Origin of the sequence: Tenuifilum sp. 4138str (genome assembly GCF_041102575.1) — a bacterium.
GTDB lineage: Bacteria > Bacteroidota > Bacteroidia > Bacteroidales > Tenuifilaceae > Tenuifilum > Tenuifilum osseticum.
This window is the reverse complement of record NZ_JBGCUE010000002.1, coordinates 246365-268520: the sequence shown is the minus strand read 5'-3', so window position 1 is coordinate 268520 and position 22156 is coordinate 246365. Positions and strand designations below refer to the sequence as shown.

The 22156-nt window shown below is 43.1% G+C and carries 17 protein-coding genes; 11 read left to right on the top strand and 6 right to left on the bottom strand.

All coding sequences use genetic code 11. The features are described from left to right. Positions 1 to 155 precede the first annotated feature (155 nt). Both AB6811_RS03040 and AB6811_RS03035 read right to left on the bottom strand, forming a co-directional pair. Positions 156 to 860, bottom strand: a complete 705-nt coding sequence (locus AB6811_RS03040) for a head GIN domain-containing protein (RefSeq protein WP_369488923.1) — start codon at positions 858 to 860, stop codon at positions 156 to 158. A gap of 1811 nt (positions 861 to 2671) precedes the next feature. Further along, positions 2672 to 3844 (bottom strand): glycosyltransferase family 4 protein, encoded by a 1173-nt coding sequence (locus AB6811_RS03035; protein ID WP_369488921.1) that lies wholly within the window; start codon positions 3842 to 3844, stop codon positions 2672 to 2674. 63 nt (positions 3845 to 3907) lie between these two features. On the opposite strand from AB6811_RS03035, the gene AB6811_RS03030 reads away from it, so the two are divergent. The 4 genes from AB6811_RS03030 to AB6811_RS03015 all read left to right on the top strand — a co-directional run bounded on the left by AB6811_RS03030 (position 3908) and on the right by AB6811_RS03015 (position 8512). Beyond that, positions 3908 to 4729, top strand: a complete 822-nt coding sequence (locus tag AB6811_RS03030) for a hypothetical protein (protein WP_369488919.1) — start codon at positions 3908 to 3910, stop codon at positions 4727 to 4729. 75 nt (positions 4730 to 4804) lie between these two features. Then, positions 4805 to 5929: a methyl-accepting chemotaxis protein gene (locus AB6811_RS03025; RefSeq protein WP_369488917.1), complete on the top strand. Its 1125-nt coding sequence runs from the start codon at positions 4805 to 4807 to the stop codon at positions 5927 to 5929. Positions 5930 to 6298: 369 nt separating this feature from the next. Beyond that, a complete protein-coding gene (locus tag AB6811_RS03020) occupies positions 6299 to 8062 on the top strand; it encodes a fibrobacter succinogenes major paralogous domain-containing protein (RefSeq protein WP_369488915.1) in 1764 nt (587 codons plus the stop codon). Between the two features lie 75 nt (positions 8063 to 8137). Further along, positions 8138 to 8512, top strand: a complete 375-nt coding sequence (locus AB6811_RS03015; protein WP_369488913.1) for a response regulator — start codon at positions 8138 to 8140, stop codon at positions 8510 to 8512. 5 nt (positions 8513 to 8517) lie between these two features. Here the strand turns inward: AB6811_RS03015 and AB6811_RS03010 are convergent, their stop codons facing one another. Beyond that, positions 8518 to 11133 carry a YfiR/HmsC family protein gene (locus AB6811_RS03010; RefSeq protein WP_369488911.1) on the bottom strand — a complete coding sequence of 872 codons (2616 nt, stop codon included), beginning with the start codon at positions 11131 to 11133 and terminating at the stop codon, positions 8518 to 8520. Between the two features lie 134 nt (positions 11134 to 11267). Here AB6811_RS03010 and AB6811_RS03005 point away from each other — a divergent pair, with 134 nt between their 5' ends. The 7 genes from AB6811_RS03005 to queA all read left to right on the top strand — a co-directional run bounded on the left by AB6811_RS03005 (position 11268) and on the right by queA (position 19123). After that, a complete protein-coding gene (locus tag AB6811_RS03005) occupies positions 11268 to 12818 on the top strand; it encodes a glycine--tRNA ligase (RefSeq protein WP_369488909.1) in 1551 nt (516 codons plus the stop codon). Positions 12819 to 12834: 16 nt separating this feature from the next. Continuing rightward, positions 12835 to 15249 (top strand): YfhO family protein, encoded by a 2415-nt coding sequence (locus tag AB6811_RS03000; RefSeq protein ID WP_369488907.1) that lies wholly within the window; start codon positions 12835 to 12837, stop codon positions 15247 to 15249. Then, on the top strand, positions 15250 to 16128 hold the full coding sequence (locus tag AB6811_RS02995; RefSeq protein WP_369488905.1) for a cell division protein FtsX: 879 nt from the start codon (positions 15250 to 15252) through the stop codon (positions 16126 to 16128). Positions 16129 to 16147: 19 nt separating this feature from the next. Next, complete coding sequence (locus tag AB6811_RS02990) at positions 16148 to 16417, top strand: DUF3098 domain-containing protein (RefSeq protein WP_369488903.1); 270 nt, start codon at positions 16148 to 16150, stop codon at positions 16415 to 16417. Positions 16418 to 16442: 25 nt separating this feature from the next. Further along, a complete protein-coding gene (locus AB6811_RS02985; RefSeq protein WP_369488901.1) occupies positions 16443 to 17219 on the top strand; it encodes an undecaprenyl-diphosphate phosphatase in 777 nt (258 codons plus the stop codon). 3 nt (positions 17220 to 17222) lie between these two features. Then, on the top strand, positions 17223 to 17936 hold the full coding sequence (gene truB, locus AB6811_RS02980) for a tRNA pseudouridine(55) synthase TruB (protein WP_369488899.1): 714 nt from the start codon (positions 17223 to 17225) through the stop codon (positions 17934 to 17936). A gap of 134 nt (positions 17937 to 18070) precedes the next feature. Next, on the top strand, positions 18071 to 19123 hold the full coding sequence (gene queA / locus AB6811_RS02975) for a tRNA preQ1(34) S-adenosylmethionine ribosyltransferase-isomerase QueA (protein ID WP_369488897.1): 1053 nt from the start codon (positions 18071 to 18073) through the stop codon (positions 19121 to 19123). A gap of 66 nt (positions 19124 to 19189) precedes the next feature. Here the strand turns inward: queA and AB6811_RS02970 are convergent, their stop codons facing one another. The 3 genes from AB6811_RS02970 to AB6811_RS02960 are packed head-to-tail and all read right to left on the bottom strand — an operon-like array spanning position 19190 to position 22041. Then, positions 19190 to 20809 (bottom strand): fumarate hydratase, encoded by a 1620-nt coding sequence (locus tag AB6811_RS02970; RefSeq protein WP_369488895.1) that lies wholly within the window; start codon positions 20807 to 20809, stop codon positions 19190 to 19192. A gap of 20 nt (positions 20810 to 20829) precedes the next feature. Next, entirely contained in the window at positions 20830 to 21681 is an 852-nt protein-coding gene (locus tag AB6811_RS02965) for a CAP domain-containing protein (RefSeq protein ID WP_369488893.1), read from the bottom strand. Between the two features lie 12 nt (positions 21682 to 21693). After that, positions 21694 to 22041: an ArsC/Spx/MgsR family protein gene (locus AB6811_RS02960; protein ID WP_369488891.1), complete on the bottom strand. Its 348-nt coding sequence runs from the start codon at positions 22039 to 22041 to the stop codon at positions 21694 to 21696. Between the last annotated feature and the right edge of the window lie 115 nt (positions 22042 to 22156).

The window sequence follows — 22156 nt, the reverse complement described above, 5'->3', positions numbered from 1 at the left end:
TTTTGCATATTCCGGGAGGGGGAATTTAGTTTATGCATCCCAAACCTATGCCAATTCATCAAATTGGAAACCTCACTTCTCCCAAATTTATTAAAATACGAACGGCCGAGGAATATCCTCAGCCGTTAATTTTTCGTGCTCCATTTTTCCAATCCTTACTTACGGACTAATCGTCCTGAACCGTTAACCTTGGCATCAATAAGGGGATTACCATAAAGCGTGATGCTTCCGCTCCCGTTTATTGATCCTTTAAATTCCTTGTTGCACCTTACAGTTGCATCGCCAGAACCGTTCAGCTTTAGCTGAGCAATCTCCGAGGTTAGTGTTTCCAGATCGATATTCCCTGACCCGTTAGAGGTGCCCTTTAGCGTATTGGTTTTCCCTTGCGATGAGGTTTTTATGTTACCTGAACCGTTTATGCTTACCTGTACCGAGTTGGCCTGTATCTCTTTTAGCAATATATCGCCACTCCCATTTATTGAAGCTGTAAATTCGTCGGCACCTTTTATGGGCGTTAGTGCAATCATATTGCCCGAGCCATTCTGAGCCAAAAGTTTAATATCCGGGCATGAAACCTTGACCAGTACTTTACCCCAGTTACTTGAAAATCTTAGGTTGTCCTTGCTTTTGATATGCAAAACATTCTCCTTTACAACTATCTCAAGTTCATTTAAAACCTCACTCTTTGCGGTTACCTCAATACCATAGTTTGGCGATTGTGAAATTTGCACCTCGGCCGATGTGCTGTTTCTTATTCCGTCAAATCCCTTAGCATCAAAGTTTCGGGTTTCCTGAGCACTTGTAGTTGTGCTGGTTACGGTTGCTGCAATAAGCAGCGCAGCTAAAATTCCGAATCTCATGGCAGTAAATTTTTAAATTGAATTATCCTAAAGACAGAGGAAAAAACGATAATGCTGCATGAATACCATAAAAATTTGTTAAACATGATGAGCAGATATCTTAATTCAATGTCGTTTAGGTATGGTTATTTGTCATGTTGAGCGCAAGCGAAACATCACGCTGTCATGCTGAGTCCCGATTTATCGGGATTGACTTCGCCGAAGCATCTCTTTGCTCTTTTTTCTTCAATCCTTTGATGAGATCCCTCGACTTTGCTCGGGATGACAAAACCCCAACTTCCCTTCTGCTCCCTTGTCATGCTGAGCTAGCCGAAGCAACTCTTTACCTTTAACCCTTGTTTTTTTTTGAAACCGCTCTTTGCCATGCTCTTCAGTTGCGATGCAAAGCTTCACCCTTGCTCTTTGGAAAAAGTATTGCGTGCATCGCTATACATGTAGGAATAATCATGGTGTTACAAATATTACGCCCCTACGGGGCTGGAAGCGTTGTTGGTTGTTCGTGAAATTGACCACGCCCCCTCCCCTCTCCTGACAGGAGAGGGGAGAAGCGATAAGGAAATCTTATTGAAGGGCTAAAGTCTCCCCTCTCAGGGGAGATTTAGAGGGGTCATCTAGGTTGAATGTGGGAAACGACCTAACCCTAGCCCTTTTCCCTGAGAGGGAATGGATCGGAAGAAGCAAGCAGAGGCATAAAAGCCTGACCCGGCAATGGGTCAGGGGTGGAACGTTGCGGTGGGCCTAGTAAGCGATACCACATGTACCACGCCTATGGTGTGGCGAATTGTATTGCGTGGCAGTTCCACCCGCGGGGTACCCATCGGGTAGGGCTTTTCAGCCTTGATTTTCTTTGGTTCTTTCTTGTATCAAGACAAGAAAGAACGTGTAAATGACTCTTTGCATTGCTTTTCTGTTGCGATGCAACGTTTCACGGTTGCTCTTTGGATAATACAATACGTGCATCGCAAAATAATTTGAATGCTTCAATACCCTGGGTTAAAACCCAGGGCTAATGTGACTTGCCCTTTCAGGGCGATTTATGTGTGTGTATAGAAACGTATGCTAACTAGTGAGTTCTTAAATCGAGATCCCTCGACTTTGCTCGGGATGACAAAAACCCTATCTTCCCTTCTGCTCCCTTGTCATGCTGAGCTAGCCGAAGCATCTCTTTCCTTTAACCCTTTATTCCTTATGGTTTTTTTTGGAAACCGCTCTTTGCGGTACTTTTCTGTTGCGATGCAAAGCTTCACCTTTGCTCTTTGGAAAATGCATTGCGTGCATCGCAAAATAATTTGAATACCTCAATACCCTGGGTTAAAACCCAGGGCTAATGTGACTTGCCCTTTTAGGGCGATTTATGTGTGTGTATAGAGACGTGTGCTAACTAGTGAGTTCTTAAATTGAGATCCCTCGACTTTGCTCGGGATGACAAAAACCCTATCTTTCCTTCTGCTCCCTTGTCATGCTGAGCTAGCCGAAGCATCTCTTTCCTTTAACCCTTTATTCCTTATGGTTTTTTTTGGAAACCGCTCTTTGCGGTACTTTTCTGTTGCGATGCAATGCTTCACCCTTGCTCATTGGAAAAAGTATTGCGTGCATCGCAAAATAATTTGAATACCTCAATCCCCTGGGTTAAAACCCAGGGCTAATGTGATTTGCCCTTTCAGGGCGATTTATGTGTGCGTCCAAAGACTTGTGCTAACAAGTGAGATCTTAAATCTTAAATTTTAAATCTTAAATAAATCGAGATCCTTTGCTACGTTCAGGATGACAGGCATGTATATTTTTGTTAAATAAACGACATTGATTCCAAGTTAAAGACCAAGAAAATTTTGTAGTGTAGGAACGATTTTATTGATATCAAGTTTATCCTGAGCAAAAACGCGGGCATTTCGCCCAAGTTCATAACGCCTAACTGGGTTGTTAATCAAAACGGAAAGCTTACGGGTAAACTCCGCTTCATCGGTAAATACAAAGCCATTAACACCGTCCGTAATAACATCGGCAACGCCTGGTATTCGTCGGGTTAGCACTGGCAGGCCTGCGGCCAATGCCTCGTTAACCGAGTTTGGCGGGAATCCCTCCGCATGCGATGCCACCAATAGGATATCGGACGAAAGGTAAAATTGGGTTGTATCGTTCTGTCGGCCCAGGAACCGAACCCTATCGCCTAATTTTTCTTCAACGTATTTTTTTAGATTTTTCATTACCACGTTATACCTGCTCATGGTATCCCATTCGGGGGCCTCGGTGCTGCCAATGTGCAAGAGAAGAAAATCCTCATCAATTCTACTTAGCCAATCTGCAATTTCAGGAAAGCCTTTTCGTTCAATCAGATGCCCCACCATTAGTATTACAAACTTACCGTCGGCAATTTGAAGTTTACCACGATGCTCATGGCGAATCCCATTTCTATGATCGATATCGTACTTTTTTAAATCAACACCCTGTACCGATTGCAAAATGTTAAAGCTACCAAAAACGCTTTTCCATGAATTTGCAAATGCAGAGTTAAGTGCGTAGTAGCCGTAAAGCCTACCCAATAAATATCGGGTGTAGAACCGATGTGAGTTTCCGGCAATACTCTCGGCATCATCAAAACCCCATAGCGTAGAGCGGAAAACACAATCAACCCCTTTTAGGGTGGCGACAAAGGCAATTAGTTTATACCCGGGCATCGCCCCAAAAATCATCCATTTGGAACTACTATTACAATTGATGGTTAAGTATTGGAAAAGGCTTAGCCTTAAGGAAAATCTTCCAATAATTGTACGGTACCAATAATTTATTCGGGATATCTCAACCCCATTCAATTTTTCCTTCTTGGGTAGTTTCCCATTAGGGTTAAGGCAGATTAGCTTTACACAGTAGCCATTCTCATTGAGTTTTGATGCTACAAGCAGGGCATTACGGCCATCGCCGGCCATCGCCGGGAACGTTTCGGCAGTAAAAATTAAAACCGCTGGGCTTTGAATGGGATTTGCCATTTTACCATTTATGGATAACTAAGGCAAATTTGGTTATTTTTGTGATATAAGAAAGCAGTAGGTATGATTTATATTGCAACCGTCCACTGGGAAACCGATAAATGGATCGACATTCAGCTCAAATATTTTAAAAGGAACATAAACCAGCCATATAGAGTTTTTGCGTTTCTGAGTGGCGATGCCTGTAAACATAAGGATAAATTCTACTTTGCCTGCTGCGAGCCCATTACCGAACATGCCATTAAGTTAAATCTTCTAGCCCGGTTTATTTCACTTCAAGCTAACGATGAGGATATCCTTATTTTTATTGATGGCGACGCCTTTCCCGTTAAACCTATTGATAGTTTCGTCACCTTAACGTTAAAACAGTACCCGGTTGCCGCCATAAGGCGAACTGAAAATATTGGCGATTTACAGCCGCACCCTTCGTTCTGTTTTACCACGGTAGGGTTCTGGAAATCAATTGAAGGTGACTGGAAGGAGGGTTACGAATGGGAAACCACTGCTGGAACGCACCGAACGGATGTAGGGGGAAATCTCTTAAAAATTCTAATCGACCTAAAAATTGACTGGCTACCACTTGAGCGCACCTCACAGCTAACTAACCATGGATTAATGTTCGGTATTTACGCCGATTTGGTTTACCACCATGGTGCTGGTTTTAGGGAACCCTTGTCCATGTATGATAGAACTAAATCATTGGTAGGAATAGTTAAACCAAAGTTTGTAGCAAAACTTCTCGATTTGCTGCTATGTAATGTTTCGGTTAAAAACCGGTTCAGGATACATAGATTGCTAGGTATTGGGGAGCGAATCAATTATCAAAACCAGCGCTTAAGCCAATCAATACATGAAAAGATAATAACAGATGAATTTTTCGTGTAGTTTTCCTTGACTTAACTCATGTATTACTTTATATTGCCCACAAAATGCATATGTTGAACATTAAACCTTACAGCCATGAATAAGGGCATACTTGAACTCATAGTAATAATGCTAATTGCATTACCAGTGGGCATACTCACCATAAGGTACTTTTTCAAGAACTCCATTCTTTTTCTTATGGGAGCTCTAATAATATCATGGGGGATTCTTATTGATGTTATGGTTAACCTAAAGTACATCTATCCAGAAATTTTCCCTGCATACATAACTACACCTGTAGTTATTATTGTAGGTGTTTGGGTGATATACTTAATAGCAAAAAAGGTACGTTATCCCCTAGACAAGGCAATTGATGATATTCAAAGAATAAGCGAGGGTGATCTCACAGTACAGGTTAATCCTGAGTTTGTTAAGCACGACGATGAACTCGGGAGGTTAAGTAAATCGGTAGGCAATCTTTCCGATAAGTTACGCGAGGTGATCGATGGCATTTCACAGGCCGCAGGAGAGCTGGAATCATCGGCAAGCCAGTTGAGCATGAGTGCCACCAGCCTATCGGAGGTTACCTCGGAGCAAGCTTCGTCGTTGGAGGAGATATCCAGCGCCATGGAGGAGATCCTGGCCAGCATACAGCAGAACTCGGAGAATGCCATTCAAACAGAGCGCATTGCCTCATCCACGTCAAAGAAGCTGGAGGAGGGTGTTGAGTCCACCAATGTGGCGCTGGACTCCATGAACGAGATAGCGCAGAAGATTGGAATCATCAATGATATTGCATTCCAAACCAACCTGCTGGCGCTTAACGCAGCCGTTGAGGCTGCCCGTGCGGGTGAGCATGGGAAGGGCTTTGCCGTGGTAGCTGCCGAGGTAAGGCGCTTGGCCGAGCGTAGCCGTCAGGCCGCCAACGAGATTATTGCAGTATCGCAGCGGGGAGCGGAGATATCGGGCAAGGCCAAGGATATTATGAACCAGAACGTGCACGAGATAATACAAACCTCTGATTTAATCAGGGAGATAACCGCGGCCACCCACGAGCAGCGCACTGGAACGGAGCAGGTGAACACCTCGGTGCAGGAACTTAACAATACCACCCAGCAGAACGCATCGCTCTCGGAGGAAGTTGCAGCCAGCGCTGAGGAACTGAATGCTAGAGCTAAAGCACTTACCGATTTGATAGGGTATTTCCAGATAAAGAAGTAAAACCAATTTCATTCATCAATCCAAAACCGCCATTCGTCAAAATTAGATTAATAGATTTTTAATAGAGAACAGCCGAATATAAAGAGTTTAGCTGTATCTGCAATGTATTTACTTGCTTTGTTTCTACATGTTAAGAATCATTCTAAATTAATGACATCACATTGATGCCAAAACAATAATTTTGAATGATTATAACCTATGGGCAAGTAATGCATACACAGGGTAAAATCTTTCACGTTTTTAATGGCTCATAAAACTTTAAAATTAAGAATGAAGAATTAATATCAAATTATCATAAAATAATTGACAAGTAGTATTTAAAAATATAACTTGTGTTCTTTAATACTTAAAACTAAAAACTATACAAAGATGAAATGTTTAGGAAAGGCAATGGTGGTACTACTGGTGCTAGTAGGCTATGGAATTAGCGCACAGGTACCCCAACGGATAGCCTACCAGGCAGTCCTGCGGAATGCCGATGGAACCGTAATGGCAAACCAGCAGGTTGAGCTACAGGTATTGCTGCATAAAACAACCGCCACCGGCGACGTTGTATACTCCGAGACCCATACCAAAACCACCACCAGTCAGGGTTTGGTTGCCTTTGAGATTGGTGCGGGCACGGTTAACGCGGGCACTTTTAGCGGTATCAGCTGGAGCGATCCCATCTTCCTGGAGCTGAAGGTAAGAAAGCAGGATCAGCAAAGTTTTACTGACCTGGGAACAAGCCAGATAGTTGCTGTACCCTACGCCTTTCTGGCGGAAAAATCGTTGAACGCCAGCAACGGGATATCCAGCTTGGGAGCAGTTGGGAATACCGTATTTTCCAATGGAGTGGAATGGGCGCCCACCGCAAGGGTAAGCGTTCTGGACAGTACGGTAATAGTATCACCCGGAGGGGGGCATGATCCCGACAAACCCATTTTTGCGGTTACCAACTCGCAGGGTCAGGTTGTAATGGCGGTTTACGAAACCGGGGTACGATTTAATGTTGAGGGAAGCAGCGGCAAGGGGGCCAAGGGTGGATTTGCCGTGGGCGGACTAACCAACGGTAAAGCCCCAGCACCCACCTACTTCCAGCTGGAGCCCTCCTATGCCCAGTTCCTGTTTGACCAGACCAACCTGACCAAGGGAGCCAAGGGCGGCTTTGCCGTGGGTGGCCTCACCAATGGCAAGGGCGATACGCTCACCTACATGACCATACACCCCGACAGCACAAGGTTCTTTATCGATGACAGCCCAGTGGTAAAGGGGGCCAAGGGCGGCTTTGCGGTTGGCGGTCTCACCAACGGGAAGTCGGGAACCAATGTTTACATGTCGTTACTACCCGACAGCATCCGGTTTGCTTTTGACGACAGCAACACCAAGGGAGCCAAGGGCGGCTTTGCTGTAGGGGGGTTAACAAACGCTAAGTCTAGCAATCCTAATTTCTTTGAGGTAACCCCGGATAGCACATACATTGTAAACACCATGGTATCGTACAGCGATATGGTGGTTGCAGGGAATGTGACAACCAATGTGGGGATGCCGGAACCCCCGGTTGCCGATGTCGACGGTAATACCTACCGAACGGTTAAGATAGGCACGCAGGTATGGATGGCCGAAAACCTAAAAACCACCAAGTACTCTGATGGTGTACCAATTAATCCCAGTCACTTTTATAAATTTACAACCCCTGACTCTACAACCGTATTTGGAAACTACTACTTGGATAGCGCAGTAACAGTTAGCGGTAAAAATGTTTGCCCCGACGGTTGGCATGTGCCAACACAAGCTGAATGGGAAACTATGTTTGCTTTCGTATCCGGTGCCGATTGGACTTTAAATTCAGCCAACCTAGGGAAGAAGATTATTGAGCCGTATCGTGAAGTTCTTGCTGGAATTTTCAACTGGATTCCTGATCAAGGTGTATTATTTGCAACCAATGAGACTGGATTTACAGCCCGTGGTGGAGGTAGTACTTTCTGGGATATGTTTTATTGGATGCCTCCCTATACGGGTTCAAATGCTTATTTCTGGGTAAGTACAGGTGGTACAATAGAAATTGTTAGTATAGACAATTACACGGGAAGTGTATCTATCACCGAGGGTTCTTCTGGTTCTGCATACTCAGTCCGCTGTGTTAAGAATTAATCTTTGTGGTATTTGGGAAGTGCTTGCATATTTCCCAAATACCTATACTTTTGTGGGTAATCAACCCTGTTAACCATGGAAAAAAAGGTATTATACGTTGATGATGTGGTAATTAACCTTGAACTATTTAAGATTAACTTCCGGAACGATTTTACCATACTTGTAGCCGATTCGGCTCAAGAGGGGCTCGATATCCTTAAGAACGAGGACATCAATGTGATTATATCGGATCTGAAGATGCCCCACATGAACGGCATCGATTTTATCGAGAGGATTAAAAGGGAAAACCCTCAAAAAATATGTATCCTCCTTACGGCATTCATGGAATCAGAGGTCATGCTCAGGGCTATTAATGAGGAGTTGGTGTACCGCTACATCATGAAGCCCTGGAAGAAGGATGAGTTACGTGATATAATTGAGTCAGCTTTTAAAAGGTTTGAAAAGCATTAGGTTAACTAAATCTTCTCATAAGTTGGAAGTGTTACTGTAAACTCAGCCCCTTGATTTGGTGCTGAGTTTACTTTTATATCGCCATTTAATGACTTTATAATATTGTAGGTGATGTAAAGCCCCAAACCAGTTCCTTTACCAGCATCCTTAGTGGTGAAGAACGGGTCGAAGATCTTTTCCTGGATATCGCTTGGGATTCCTGCGCCAGTATCTTTTATACGAATGGTAACGCTGTTATCGGAGTTGGAGAACTCACCGCTTATGTAAATTTTTCCTTCACCCGGTATGGCATCAATGGCATTGGCTACCAAATTCATAACAACCTGATGTAGCTGGTTAGGGTAACATTTGACTTTGGGAAGGTCCTGGTCGTAGTGCTGAATAATCTCAATTCTATCCTTATAGTTACCCCGCAGCATGTTGAGCACATCGGCAATGGTTTCGGGTATTGAAACCGGAACGTACTCTTTACTATCGGACCGAACGAAGGCTTTTAGGCTCCTGATAATACCAGTAGTTCTCTCAATACCAATTTCAATATTCCGAAGCATTAACTTTATGGAGCTGTAAAGTTCCTCAACCTGAATGCTATTATTGGTTTCAATTTCATTGGTAATGTTTTGGGGCGAGTACTTTAGGGCATTTTCGCGGTATATGTTCAGGCTATTCCAAAGCTCATCGAGCAGCGATTCGATAGCCTGTTGGCTCCCGCTAATGAAGTTAATGGGGTTATTTATTTCATGCGCAATCCCTGCGGTGAGCATACCAAGCGAGGCCATTTTTTCCTGCTGTACAAGCTGCTTTTGGGCATCTTCCAGTAAACGTATGGTTTGTTCTAACTCCTCGGTTTTAAGCAGTAGCTCTTCATTTGACTCCTGGAGCATTTTGTTCAGCTGGACAATCTGTTGGGTGCGTTCTTCAACAATTTCCTCCAGATGATCACGGTGTTGGGTCAACTCTTTCTCGTATTCCTTAAGCTTTGTTATGTCAGTAATTGATAGCAACACTCTGGAGTAATCGTGGGAGTGTCCGGGTAGTACTATCCACTTTAAAACCACAAAAAGCTTCTTACCTTCCTTTGTATTCCTTATACTTTCGTACTCGCTGAACTGCTTTCGTTCTATTAATGCTTTGTAAACTTCCCGGAATGTCTCAAGCGATTCTTCGGAGTAGGTTCTTATGTAATTTTCAATAGCATCATCTTTGCTTTCAAACCCAAGCAGCTTTAATGCTGCATTATTCACATTTACAACTTGTATGTATTTAAGGCCTTCACGTACTTTTGCAATGGAGAAACTACGATCAACTTCGTACATCGAATCCAAAGGAATTCCGATAGAAGTTACGTAGTTTAAAAGGAGCGACAGGTCAAGCTCAAGCATAGCCACAGGTGAATTATCGAAAAGCCTTTGGTAGTGTTGTCGGCTTATGTTTAATTCGTTTGTTCTAATCTCTACCTGTTTTTCAAGTTTGATGTTGAGTTTTCGTTTAATGCTGTATGCCCAAAACGCAAATACCAGAGTAAATGAGATTCCTACAAGGGCAATAAGCATAATAAAAAATCGTCTTTGCTGCTTAAGAATGATACTCTCCTTTTCCGATATAACTATGTCCTGTTCCTCAATCTCCTTTTGTTTCTGGTCTAAAACTTTTTGGGTTTGAACAATTTGTTTGTTCAGTGAGTCCAGTTGGCTACGCGAGGAGTTTATCAATGCCACTTGTTTATTGATAGCTATCTGCAGTTTTTGACTCTCTGCAACTTTTTTGGCAATCTCCTTCGTTGCAATTAGGAGCAAGCTATCTTTTTGCTTAAGGGAAACACTTGCATTGGCATACTGTTTCTCAAGAACCGCAGTATTTTGATTTAATCTATTAACCCTTTCGTTTAGCGTTCTGATCTCGCTTTCGTATTCTGCTTTTTCTTGCTGGTAGCGGGTTAGGTCGGTTTGTAGTTGCTGCAGTTTTTTATTCTCTTCAATTAGCTGGTGGTAGGTTTTTAGGTAAAGCTCTTTAATATCAATAAAGCTCCCACCAAGGGCAACAAGCTTTGGGCTGAGGGTAAATCCATTCTCCTCAAGGGTATGCCGGTTAATCTCGAATGATACATTTTGTTTTTCCTGGTTGAGAAAAAGGTTTACCATGGTAAGTAGCCGTTCAGTTCCTTCATCGGTAACAATGAGCACACCTTTACCAACTATTTGCTGGTAAATTGAGTTAACTAAAGGGCTATAGCTGTGGCTTAGGTAAATAATTGAATATTCTGTTGGCTTTCTTACTGGAAGCGACGAAAGATATACTTTTATGGGTTTCCCTTTAAGCTTATAGCTGGGTTCAACACTTCTGATTTCATTGTATATAAGTGTATCGCTGTCAACAATTAGTATTCCGAATTCTTTAATAATCCTTTCGTTTGGCCATTCAATGTTACTGGCAATATTAAGGATAAGGGCTGCTTTAATTTTATACTCAGGAATTTGTGATAAAGGTTTTACCTCGTCAATTTTTATTGACTTGTTATTTGTGGAATTTGCAAGATACTGTGCATGAACCGCGCTAGTTAATACAAAAAGCAGTACAAGATATTTTGTAATGGTTGTTATGAAAGGCTTTAAGCGAACCATTGCAGTATCAAAATTTTTGGTAATATATGAAATGCCATTTACAAAGTCAAAACATATTTGCCAAAACTCATTTTTTTGGATGTAAAGAAATTGAACTATTTTTGTGAGTTACTGGAAATTCATTTGAAGCATTTATGACACAGGAGGAACTATTCAAAAAGCTGATTGCACATAGCAAGGAGTATGGATTTGTATTCCCATCGAGTGAGATTTACGACGGGCTTAGCGCTGTTTACGATTACGGGCAGAACGGCGTTGAGCTGAAGAATAACATACGCCGTTACTGGTGGGAGGCCATGACACGCCTGAACGAAAACATTGTTGGTATTGATGCGGCTATCTTCATGCACCCTACAACCTGGGTGGCATCGGGGCATGTGGGCGCTTTCAATGACCCTCTTATCGACAACAAGGATAGTAAGAAACGTTACCGTGCCGATGTACTCATTGAGGAATGGATGGAAAAGCAGCGCGAAAAGATAGATAAAGAGGTTGAAAAAGCCCGCAAGCGTTTTGGCGATGCTTTTAACGAAGAGCTTTTCCGCCAAACCAACCCAAGGGTAGTTGAACTTTCCGAAAGCATTACCACCGTTAACCATAGGATGGTTGAGGCTCTGGAACAGAACAACCTGGCTGAGGTTAAAAAGATAATTGAGGATTGCGAGATAGTTTGCCCCATTTCAGGTACCCGCAACTGGACTGAGGTACGCCAGTTTAACCTGATGTTTGAAACCAAGCTTGGCTCGGTTAGCGATGAGGCAAACACAATCTACCTTAGACCCGAAACCGCTCAGGGTATTTTTGTTAACTACATCAACGTTCAGAAAACCGGGCGTATGAAAATTCCTTTTGGAATTGCCCAGGTGGGAAAGGCTTTCCGCAACGAGATTGTTGCCCGGCAGTTCATATTCCGCATGCGTGAGTTTGAACAAATGGAAATGCAGTATTTTGTTCGCCCTGGCGAGGAGATGAAATGGTATGAGTTCTGGATGGAGAAACGCATGCGTTGGCATCGCGCCATGGGGTTTGGCGACAGCAAGTACCGCTTCCATAAGCACGAGAAACTTGCCCATTATGCCAATGCCGCTTCCGATATCGAGTTTGAATTCCCATTCGGGTTTAAGGAGGTGGAAGGGATTCATTCCCGCACCGATTTCGATTTGGCTAACCACCAAAAGCACTCGGGTAAAAAGCTGCAGTACTTTGATCCCGACATCAACCAAAGCTATATTCCTTACGTAATTGAAACATCAATTGGCTTAGACCGTACTTTCCTGCTTGTTCTTTCGGCTGCTTACGCTGAGGAAAAAGTGGCTAAGGAGGATGGTACCAGCGATGAGCGCGTAGTGCTTCGCATACCGCCTGCCCTGGCTCCTGTTAAGCTTGCTGTTTTCCCACTGGTTAAAAAGGATGGATTACCCGAGATGGCCCGCAAAATAATGGACGACCTAAAATTCGATTTTGCATGCCAGTACGAGGAAAAGGATACTATTGGCAAGCGTTACCGCCGCCACGATGCAATTGGTACTCCATTCTGTATTACCGTCGACCACCAAACGCTCGACGATGAAACGGTAACCATTCGCTACCGCGATACCATGGAGCAAGAGCGTGTTCCCGCATCGCGCCTGCGCGAGATAATGAACGATAAGGTTTCGCTAACTAACCTACTACGTCAAATATAAATAAACACCTGCCGGCATGAATTCAAAATTTAGTAAGATAAAGCCTCATATAGTAGCCTTGCTGCTTTTCATGGCCATTCCGTTAGCTTATTTCTACCCACAGCTACAGGGTAAAAGGCTAGCTCAGCACGATATTGCTATGTGGAAAGGCTCAGCGAAAGAAATTTTGGATTACAAGGCAAAAACAGGCGAGGAGTCGCTTTGGACAAACAGCATGTTTGGAGGAATGCCGGCATATCTCATTTCGGCTAGCTACAAGGGAAACCTGCTAAAGCATGTCGATAGCTTCCTAAATGTGGTGGGACGGCCTGCCAGCTATATTTTCCTAACCATGTTAGGATTTTATATTCTACTTCTTGTTTTTGGGGTAAACCCTTGGCTTGCAATAGTGGGTTCCATTGCCTATGGCCTTTCAACCTATTTCCTCATAGTTATTGGAGCAGGGCATAACGCTAAGATTCATGCCATAGCATATGTTGCCCCAACAATTGCTGGAATGATTTTGGCTTTACGTGGACAGCTTTTTGCTGGTTTGGCAGTTTTTGGACTAGCTTTTGGACTCAATCTCAATGCAGGGCACCCGCAAATCACCTACTATGGTGCACTTGTAATGGCCTCTGTCTATCTCTACTATTTTGTTGAGGCATTTAAGGCTAAAGCCTTAAGGATGTTTGCCAAAGCTACCGGTATTTTGCTTCTGGCAGCAGTTCTGGCTTTTGGCGCTAACTTTACCTACCTATGGTTCACTAACGATTATGGTAAGGATACAATCAGAGGCAAATCTGAGTTAACCCATGATAGGGATAATAGAACTTCGGGGCTGGACAAGGACTATGCAACCCAGTGGAGTTACGGAATAGCTGAAACTTTTAACCTGCTTATCCCTAATTTGATGGGCGGCTCAAGCACCATGGATGTTGGCGAAAAATCGGAAACATTCCGTTTTCTCAGGCAGAATGGTGTTCCCTATGGTCAAGCCAGTTCCATAGCACAAAACCTACCCACATACTGGGGCCCGCAGCCATCAACCTCTGGTCCTGTTTACATTGGTGCAATTGTAGTTTTTCTTTTTGTATTCGGGATGTTTATCCTTAAAGGTAGATTTAAGTGGTTTTTGTTTGGGGTTACTGTTCTGGCAATAATGCTCTCATGGGGTAAAAATTTTAATTTTCTTACCGATTTATTCCTGAATTATTTCCCCTTTTACAACAAGTTCCGAACGGTATCGATGATACTGGTTATAGCTGAGTTAACCATTCCTTTGCTAGGAATACTTGCCCTTAAGGAAATAGTTGAAGGCAAGGTTACAAAGGATGATTTTTGGAAAGCATTTAAATGGTCAGTGGGATTGGTTGGAGGAATTTGTCTGCTGTTCCTGCTGCTTGGCAAGGGAATGTTATCCTTTAGCGGTTCAATTGACAATCAGCTGGGTTGGCCCAAGGAGATTGTTGAGGTAATGCGCAAGGATAGGCAAGCGCTGATGTGGAACGATGCTTTCCGCTCACTATTCTTTGTACTTGCCGGTGCAGTTACCATTGCGCTTTACTACATGAAAAAGTTGAAGCCAACACTATTCTTTGCCTTGCTGGGCCTGCTCATTACTGTTGATTTGTGGGTAGTAAACAAGCGCTTTATGGATAACAAGAACTTTGAGTTACCCCAGCAGGTTGAAGCCCCCTTTACCCCAACCGATGCCGATAAGCAGATACTAGCCGATAACGATCCAAATTTTCGTGTGTTTAACCTTACCGTTAGCCCATTCAACGATGCATCCACATCCTATTTCCATAAATCAATTGGCGGATACCATGGAGCCAAGCTGCGTCGCTATCAGGATTTAATTGATTTTCATCTATCCAAGGGTAATATTGCTGTGTTTAACATGTTAAACACAAAGTATATTATACAACCCGGTAAGGAAGGTCCCGTTGCAGTATACAACCCCGATGCACTAGGCCATGCATGGTTTGTGGACTCAGTTAAAGTTGTTAATAATGCCGATGAGGAGATTGAGGCCCTGAATGGCCTCAACCCAAAATCAATAGCAGTAGTCGATAAGCGATTTGAGCAATACCTTAGAGGTTTTGAGCAGGGTAAATCGGGTCAGGGTAAGATTGAACTTACTGAATACCGTCCTAATAGGCTGAAGTATAGGAGCGATTCGCCTGTTTCTCAGCTAGCTGTTTTCTCCGAGATTTACTATCCCAAAGGTTGGCAAGCGTACCTCGATGGCAAACCAGCCGATCATTTCAGGGTAAATTACGTGTTAAGAGCCATGCAAATACCTGCTGGTAACCATGAAATTGAGTTTGTATTTGACCCGCCTATGTGGAAAAAAGGAATGTATATCGATTTGGCTTCATCGTTGCTATTAATACTTACCTTTGTTGGTTGGGTAAGCTTTAGTTTGTATAAAACATTTAAGGAGTAAATGGCTAATTCAGTAAACAGGGCAACTAAAGGGAGGTTGAGGAGTTCCTATATCTCATCAATAATAAGCATCTCCTTAGTGCTTTTTACTTTGGGTTTGCTCGGGGTTTTGGTTATTAGCGCAAAGAAACTTTCAGCGTACGTTAAGGAAAACATTGGGTTCGATATTTACCTGAACGAGGGAGTTACCGATGCCGATGCCCTTTACCTGAAAAAGCAGCTCGATGCTAGTATCTACATAAAATCAACCCAGTACTTCACACAGCAGGATGCCGCTAAAATGATGGCCAATGAGCTTGGCGAGGATTTTATTGCCTACCTGGGATACAACCCATTAAATGCATACATTGAGGCAAGGCTTAAGGCCGATTACGCCAATAACGATAGCATTGCACGTATTGAGGGGTGGTTAAAGCGTTTCCCCCAGGTAAAGGAGGTTGACTACCAGCGCTCACTCATCAATCTGGTTAACGATAATGTTAGTAGTATTAGCTTGGTGATACTGACATTTGCAGGACTGATGCTTTTCATTTCCCTTGTGCTCATTAACAATACTATTAGGTTGTCCGTTTACTCCAAGCGATTTATCATTAACACCATGAAATTAGTTGGGGCAAGCTGGGGTTTTATACGACGACCTTTCCTGCTGAAAAGCATTTTACATGCCCTATACGCTTCCTTTATTGCCATTGCTTTGTTAATAGGATTGCTGTATGCTATAAACAAGGAGGTTACCGATTTGCTTGCCATCCTCGATCCGCCAAGCATTGTGCTTGTATTTGCAGCAATTACTGCAATTGGAATAGTTATTAACTTTTTGGCAACCCTGATGGCAGTGAATAAATTTTTACGTTCAAGCACCGATGATCTTTACTATTAACCCGATAAAATTAACAGTTATGTCTGCAAAAAATACCCCCAAAAAGGAGATACAGGAAAAAGAGAATCTTTTTCCCTTAAGCTGGATGAACTATAAGCTGATGATAATTGGCTTTGCCATAATAGTTCTGGGTTTCATTCTCATGGCAGGCGGTGGATCAACTGACCCCAATGTGTTCAACCCCGACATTTTCAGCTTCCGACGTATTACGCTTGCCCCCGTTGTTGTACTATTTGGGTTCGCATTTGTGGGTTACGCCATAATGAAACGCGAGAAAAAGGATAGCTAATTTTTTTCATTAAAAAGTATTTGAAATGACCATTTTTGAGGCCATAATTATTGGCATTATTCAGGGTTTAACCGAGTTCTTACCTGTAAGTAGTAGCGGACACATTGAACTATCGAAGGCTTTGCTTGGGGTTCAACTCGAAGACAACTTGGAGTTTAGCATTGCAGTTCATGTGGCTACGGTTTTAAGCACCCTACTTGTTTTCCGTAAGGAGATAATCGATTTATTTTCGGGATTCTTCAGCTTAAAGCTGAACAGCCAAACCCATTACGTATTTAAGCTTATAATATCAGCGGTTCCTGTTGGTATTATAGGTGTTTTATTCAAGGACCAAATTGAGACTCTTTTTGAGGGAAATTTATTGGTAGTGGGTTCCATGTTGCTTGTTACCGCCATTCTACTTGCTTTAACCCGATTAGTAAAACCCAAAAACACAAAGCCAGTAGGATATTTCGACTCTGTTGTTATAGGTCTAGCCCAGGCTGTTGCCGTTATGCCCGGGTTAAGTCGTTCGGGCGCTACCATCTCTACCGGACTTTTGCTTGGCAAGGACCGCGATGAGGTAGCTCGTTTTTCATTTCTTATGGTTATTATTCCCGTACTTGGAGCTGTTTTTCTCGATATTATTAAAGGTGATATTTCAAACACCATTACTGCGCCCATTGTTGCAGGATTTGTTGCTGCATTTGTATCGGGCTTTTTGGCCTGCTCATTCATGCTTCGCATTGTTCGGAAAGGGAATCTTTACTGGTTTGCACTTTACTGTGCACTGGTTGGAATAGTTGCACTGTTTTTAGCCTAGCCCATGGAGGTAAACCGTTTCGAGAGCATTAAGGAGGGTACCATATTACTTATCGATAAGCCATACGATTGGACTTCGTTCGATGTTGTGGGGAAGTTACGATCGTTGATTAAAAAATACACTGGCGAAAAATCAACTAAAATTGGCCATGCAGGAACCCTTGACCCATTGGCTACGGGCCTATTGGTAATTTGTACCGGGAAAGCTACCAAAAGGGTTATGGAGCTTACGGCCGACAATAAGGAGTACATTGCTAAAATCAAGCTTGGCGAAACAACCCCATCGTTCGACTTGGAGACCGATGTTGATGCTGTTTACCCCTTTGACCACGTGACTCGGGAATTAGTTGAAGCAACTTTAAAGAATTTTACTGGCTGGCAGTTGCAGGAACCCCCTGCATTCTCAGCAAAGTATGTTAACGGAAAACGTGCCTACGAGTATGCTCGTAAGGGTATCGATCCTAAGCTTGAACCGGTTCCAATCGAGATTCATAGCATTGAACTTATCGGTTTCGATTTACCGTTTCTAACAATAAAAATAGCTTGTAGCAAGGGTACCTACATTAGAGGCTTAGCCCGCGATATTGGTAAGGCCCTAAGCACAGGAGCACATCTGGTTGAGTTACGGCGTACGCGTAGTGGTATTTTCTCAATTGAGCAAGCCTTATCAATTGCTGAGGTGGAAAAAAAACTTTCCGATTTGGGTAACCAAAGCTAAATATTGCCGTATAAGGTGCACATGCTCTAAAATAATAGATTATCTTTGCAAATTCCTATAAATTAAGGGTAAAACTGTTGACAACGCCTGGTGGCAAGTTATATCTTTGTGTAAATTGAAGTAAAACTATACATATGAAGCTATCGCAATTTAAGTACAATCTGCCAAAAGATTTAATTGCAAAATTTCCTGTTGAGAACAGGGATGAATCGAGGCTAATGGTGTTGAACAGGAAAACCGGGAAAATTGAACATCGGATTTTTAAGGATATTATTGAGTATCTGAACGAACACGACGTTTTAGTATTCAACAACACAAAGGTTTTTCCAGCACGCCTATACGGCAATAAGGAAAAGACTGGGGCTGAAATAGAGGTGTTCCTTCTCCGTGAGTTGAACCGGGAGCAAAGGCTATGGGATGTTTTAGTTGACCCTGCCCGTAAAATCCGAATAGGCAATAAGCTCTATTTTGGCGAAGATGATGTTCTGGTGGCTGAGGTTATTGACAACACCACCAGCCGTGGACGTACCCTGCGTTTCCTTTTCGACGGCTCATACGAGGAGTTTAAGGAAACCCTTTACAGGTTAGGCGAGATGCCTGTTCCAAAGCATATCCTACAGCGCGAGGCTGTACCCGAAGATCGTGAGCGTTACCAAACCGTTTACGCCAAGCACGAGGGTGCAGTTGCAGCTCCAACCGCAGGCCTGCATTTCAGCAAGCATCTGCTCAAACGGCTTGAGATTAAAGGAATAAACTTTGCCGAGATTACCCTTCATGTTGGCTTAGGCAACTTCAGAACTGTTGATGTTGAGGATTTGACCAAGCACAAAATGGATTCGGAACAGATCTGGATAGGTGACGATGCCGCCAACATCATTAACAAGGCCAAACGCGACCAGCACAACGTTTGCGCTGTTGGCACAACCGTGCTACGCACCCTTGAGAGCTCCGTGACAACCGATGGCTTCCTAAAGCCATACAGCGGGTGGACTAACAAGTTTATCTTCCCGCCATACGAGGTTGCTGTACCAAACATGCTGGTTACAAACTTCCACTTGCCTTTATCAACCCTCCTAATGATGGTTTGTGCATTTGGCGGGTACGATCAGGTTATGGATGCTTACAAGGTTGCCATTAAGGAGAAATACCGCTTTGGCACTTACGGCGATGCTATGCTGATCATTTAAAATGAAAAATACTAAAAGCAAAAGGCCCTGTTAACGGGCCTTTTTTATTTCGAAAGCCTTAAGAAGCTACTTAATCTGCTTGTAAAAGTCGTTTCCTTTGTCATCAACCAGTATAAATGCAGGGAAATCAACCACCTCAATTCGGTACACCGCCTCCATTCCCAGTTCAGGGAACTCAATTAGTTCAACCTTTTTAATGTTTTCCTGGGCTAGTATGGCTGCAGGACCGCCAATGCTCCCGAGGTAGAAACCTCCATATTTCTTGCAGGCATCGGTTACAGCCTGGCTGCGGTTACCCTTGGCAATCATCACCAGGCTTGCACCCTGCGATTGGAATGTGTCAACATATGAATCCATTCGCCCTGCAGTAGTTGGACCAAACGAACCCGAGGGCATTCCGGCTGGTGTTTTTGCCGGACCAGCATAGTAAATAGGGTGATTTTTAACGTATTCGGGTAACCCTTCACCCTTATCTAACCGCTCTTTCAGCTTTGCATGGGCAATATCGCGGGCTACAATAATTGGCCCGGTGAGCGAAAGCCTTGTGCCTACAGGGTACTTGGTGAGTTCCGAAAGAATTGCTTGCATGGGTTGATTCAAATCGATTTTTATAGCATCGTTTTCTTCAGGCTTACGCCATTGGTCGTGGATATATTTGCCCGGATTCTTCTCCAGCTTCTCAATCCAAATCCCTTGGCTGTTAATTTTTGCCTTAATATTTCTATCGGCAATACACGATACCCCTATTCCTACCGGACATGATGCACCATGCCTGGGAAGGCGTATAATTCGTATGTCAAGGGCAAGGTATTTACCGCCAAACTGAGCACCAATTCCTATGCTGTTGGTGGCTTTAAGAATTTTCTCTTCCAGCTCTTTATCCCTGAATGCTCTACCGTGAATGTTACCTGAGGTTGGCAGATTATCGAGGTATTTTGCCGATGCCAACTTTACGGTCTTCAGTGTATCCTCGGCCGATGTTCCTCCAATTACTATGGCAATATGGTAGGGTGGACAAGCGGCTGTACCCAAATTCTTAATTTTTTCAACTAAAAATGCTTCCAGCTTTTCGGGGTTCAGTAGTGCCTTGGTTTCCTGGAAAAGCATACTTTTATTGGCGGAACCTCCCCCTTTTGCTATAAAGAGGAACTCGTACTCATTGCCGTAAGTTGAGTAAATATCGATTTGGGCAGGTAGGTTTGTCCCCGAGTTCTTCTCGGTATACATGTCAAGGGGTACGGTTTGGGAGTAACGCAAATTTTCCTCGGTGTAGGTTTTGTAGATACCACGCGAAAGTGCCTCGTAGTCATTGGCGCCAGTCCAAACCCTTTGCCCCTTTTTGGCAAACACAGTAGCAGTACCTGTATCCTGGCATAGCGGTAAAACCCCTTTGGCTGCAATCTCGGCGTTGCGGAGCAAGACCAATGCTACAAACTTATCGTTTTTACTGGCTTCCGGATCTCCCAGAATTGCAGCAATTTGCTTTACATGTTCAGCCCTGTAAAAGAAAGAGATGTCGTGCATTGCGGTGCGGGCAAGAAATGCCAAACCTTCCGGGTCGACCTTTAAAATCTCTTCGCCCTCAAACTTTGCTGATGAAACAAAATCCTTTGTTAGGAGATAGTATTCAGTATCATCCTTCTCCAAAGGAAATCTTTCCTGGTAAAAGAATTCCGGTGTTGCCATGGTATTTAGTTTTAGGTTGGTTACTGAAGCAGAAACACCTGGGTAACAAACACTTTACCGTTTACTGACTGGTAAACTCCAATTCCCGTTAGGTTGAAATTCCCCTCTATAATATCGCGCTGGCTAGTGCTGCTCATCCAGGCATCAAATAGTTCCTTGGGTTTGAGGTAATCATATCCAATAAGCTCTACCATTTTTGATGCTTTATATCTACGCATTAGCGATTTAATTGGATTGTCGAAACTCGGTGGGCCAATAGGAACTTTGCCTGCAGCCATTTGCTGGGAGTACCCGAGTGCCTCGGTATGAATACCTTCGTCGTTTTTTATGGCAGGTAGCCCAAGACCCTTACGGTGGTTATTTATCAGCTGTAAAAGTTCTGCCTCGTACTCCCTGGGTACAACCTTAGGTTTCTCAGCGCTTTTTACAAATATCTGGGTATAAAAGTATGTGCCATTTGGAGCTTTGGCTATTCCTATTCCTGTAAGGTTAAAATCATCTTCAATGTTTTTTCTATGGGGAGGACTGGCAAGCCAACCACTAACAATGTGTTTTGCATTAAATGGGCCATTTGCAATGTTTTCGGCTCCGGTTGTAATTTCCAGAAAACCGCTTAACCGATTAAAGCGTTCATCGAATCCCTTGTGGCTAAATGTTACCTTGCCCGATGCCATGTTCTGGGAATGAATGTATGCTTCTTTGCGAACATAATCGTTAAACACCAATTCCGATTTACCAATCGATTTCCTATGCTCGTTCACCATTTTAAGAATTTCATTCTCCATGCTTACCAAATCGGCATTTTGCGAAAATGCTGTTGGGGAGAATAATAGCGGTGTAAGTGCGGCTAAAATTAAATTTCCTAATTTCATGGCTATGGAAGTTTATAAAACTTTATCGATATTTTCTACAGGTATACCTATTACTGCTTTATATTTACCAATCACAACTGGGCGTTTTAAAAGTTTTGGGTTTTGAGTAAGTATCTCTATCCATTCCTCATCGTTAAAATTCTTGCCTTTCAGAAATTTCTTGTAGTATTCCTCCTTAGTCCTTACCAGTTCAATGGGTTTTAGGTTTGATTTAAGCAAAATCTCTTTCACAATATCGCGACTTAGGCCGGTGGACAAATAGTTTATTACTTCAAAATTGATATTTTTTGAGTTCAGGTACTCCAGCCCCTTCCGGCTGGTTGCGCATCGTGGATTATGTAACACTCTTATCATTGCCATTATTACAACCTGTAAGTTACTATTTATCAAATTTAAAAGCAAAATTACTTTCTAATTATTGCTACCTAATATACACCATTTATCAAAAACAATTACATTTAAAATCCGTTAGCAT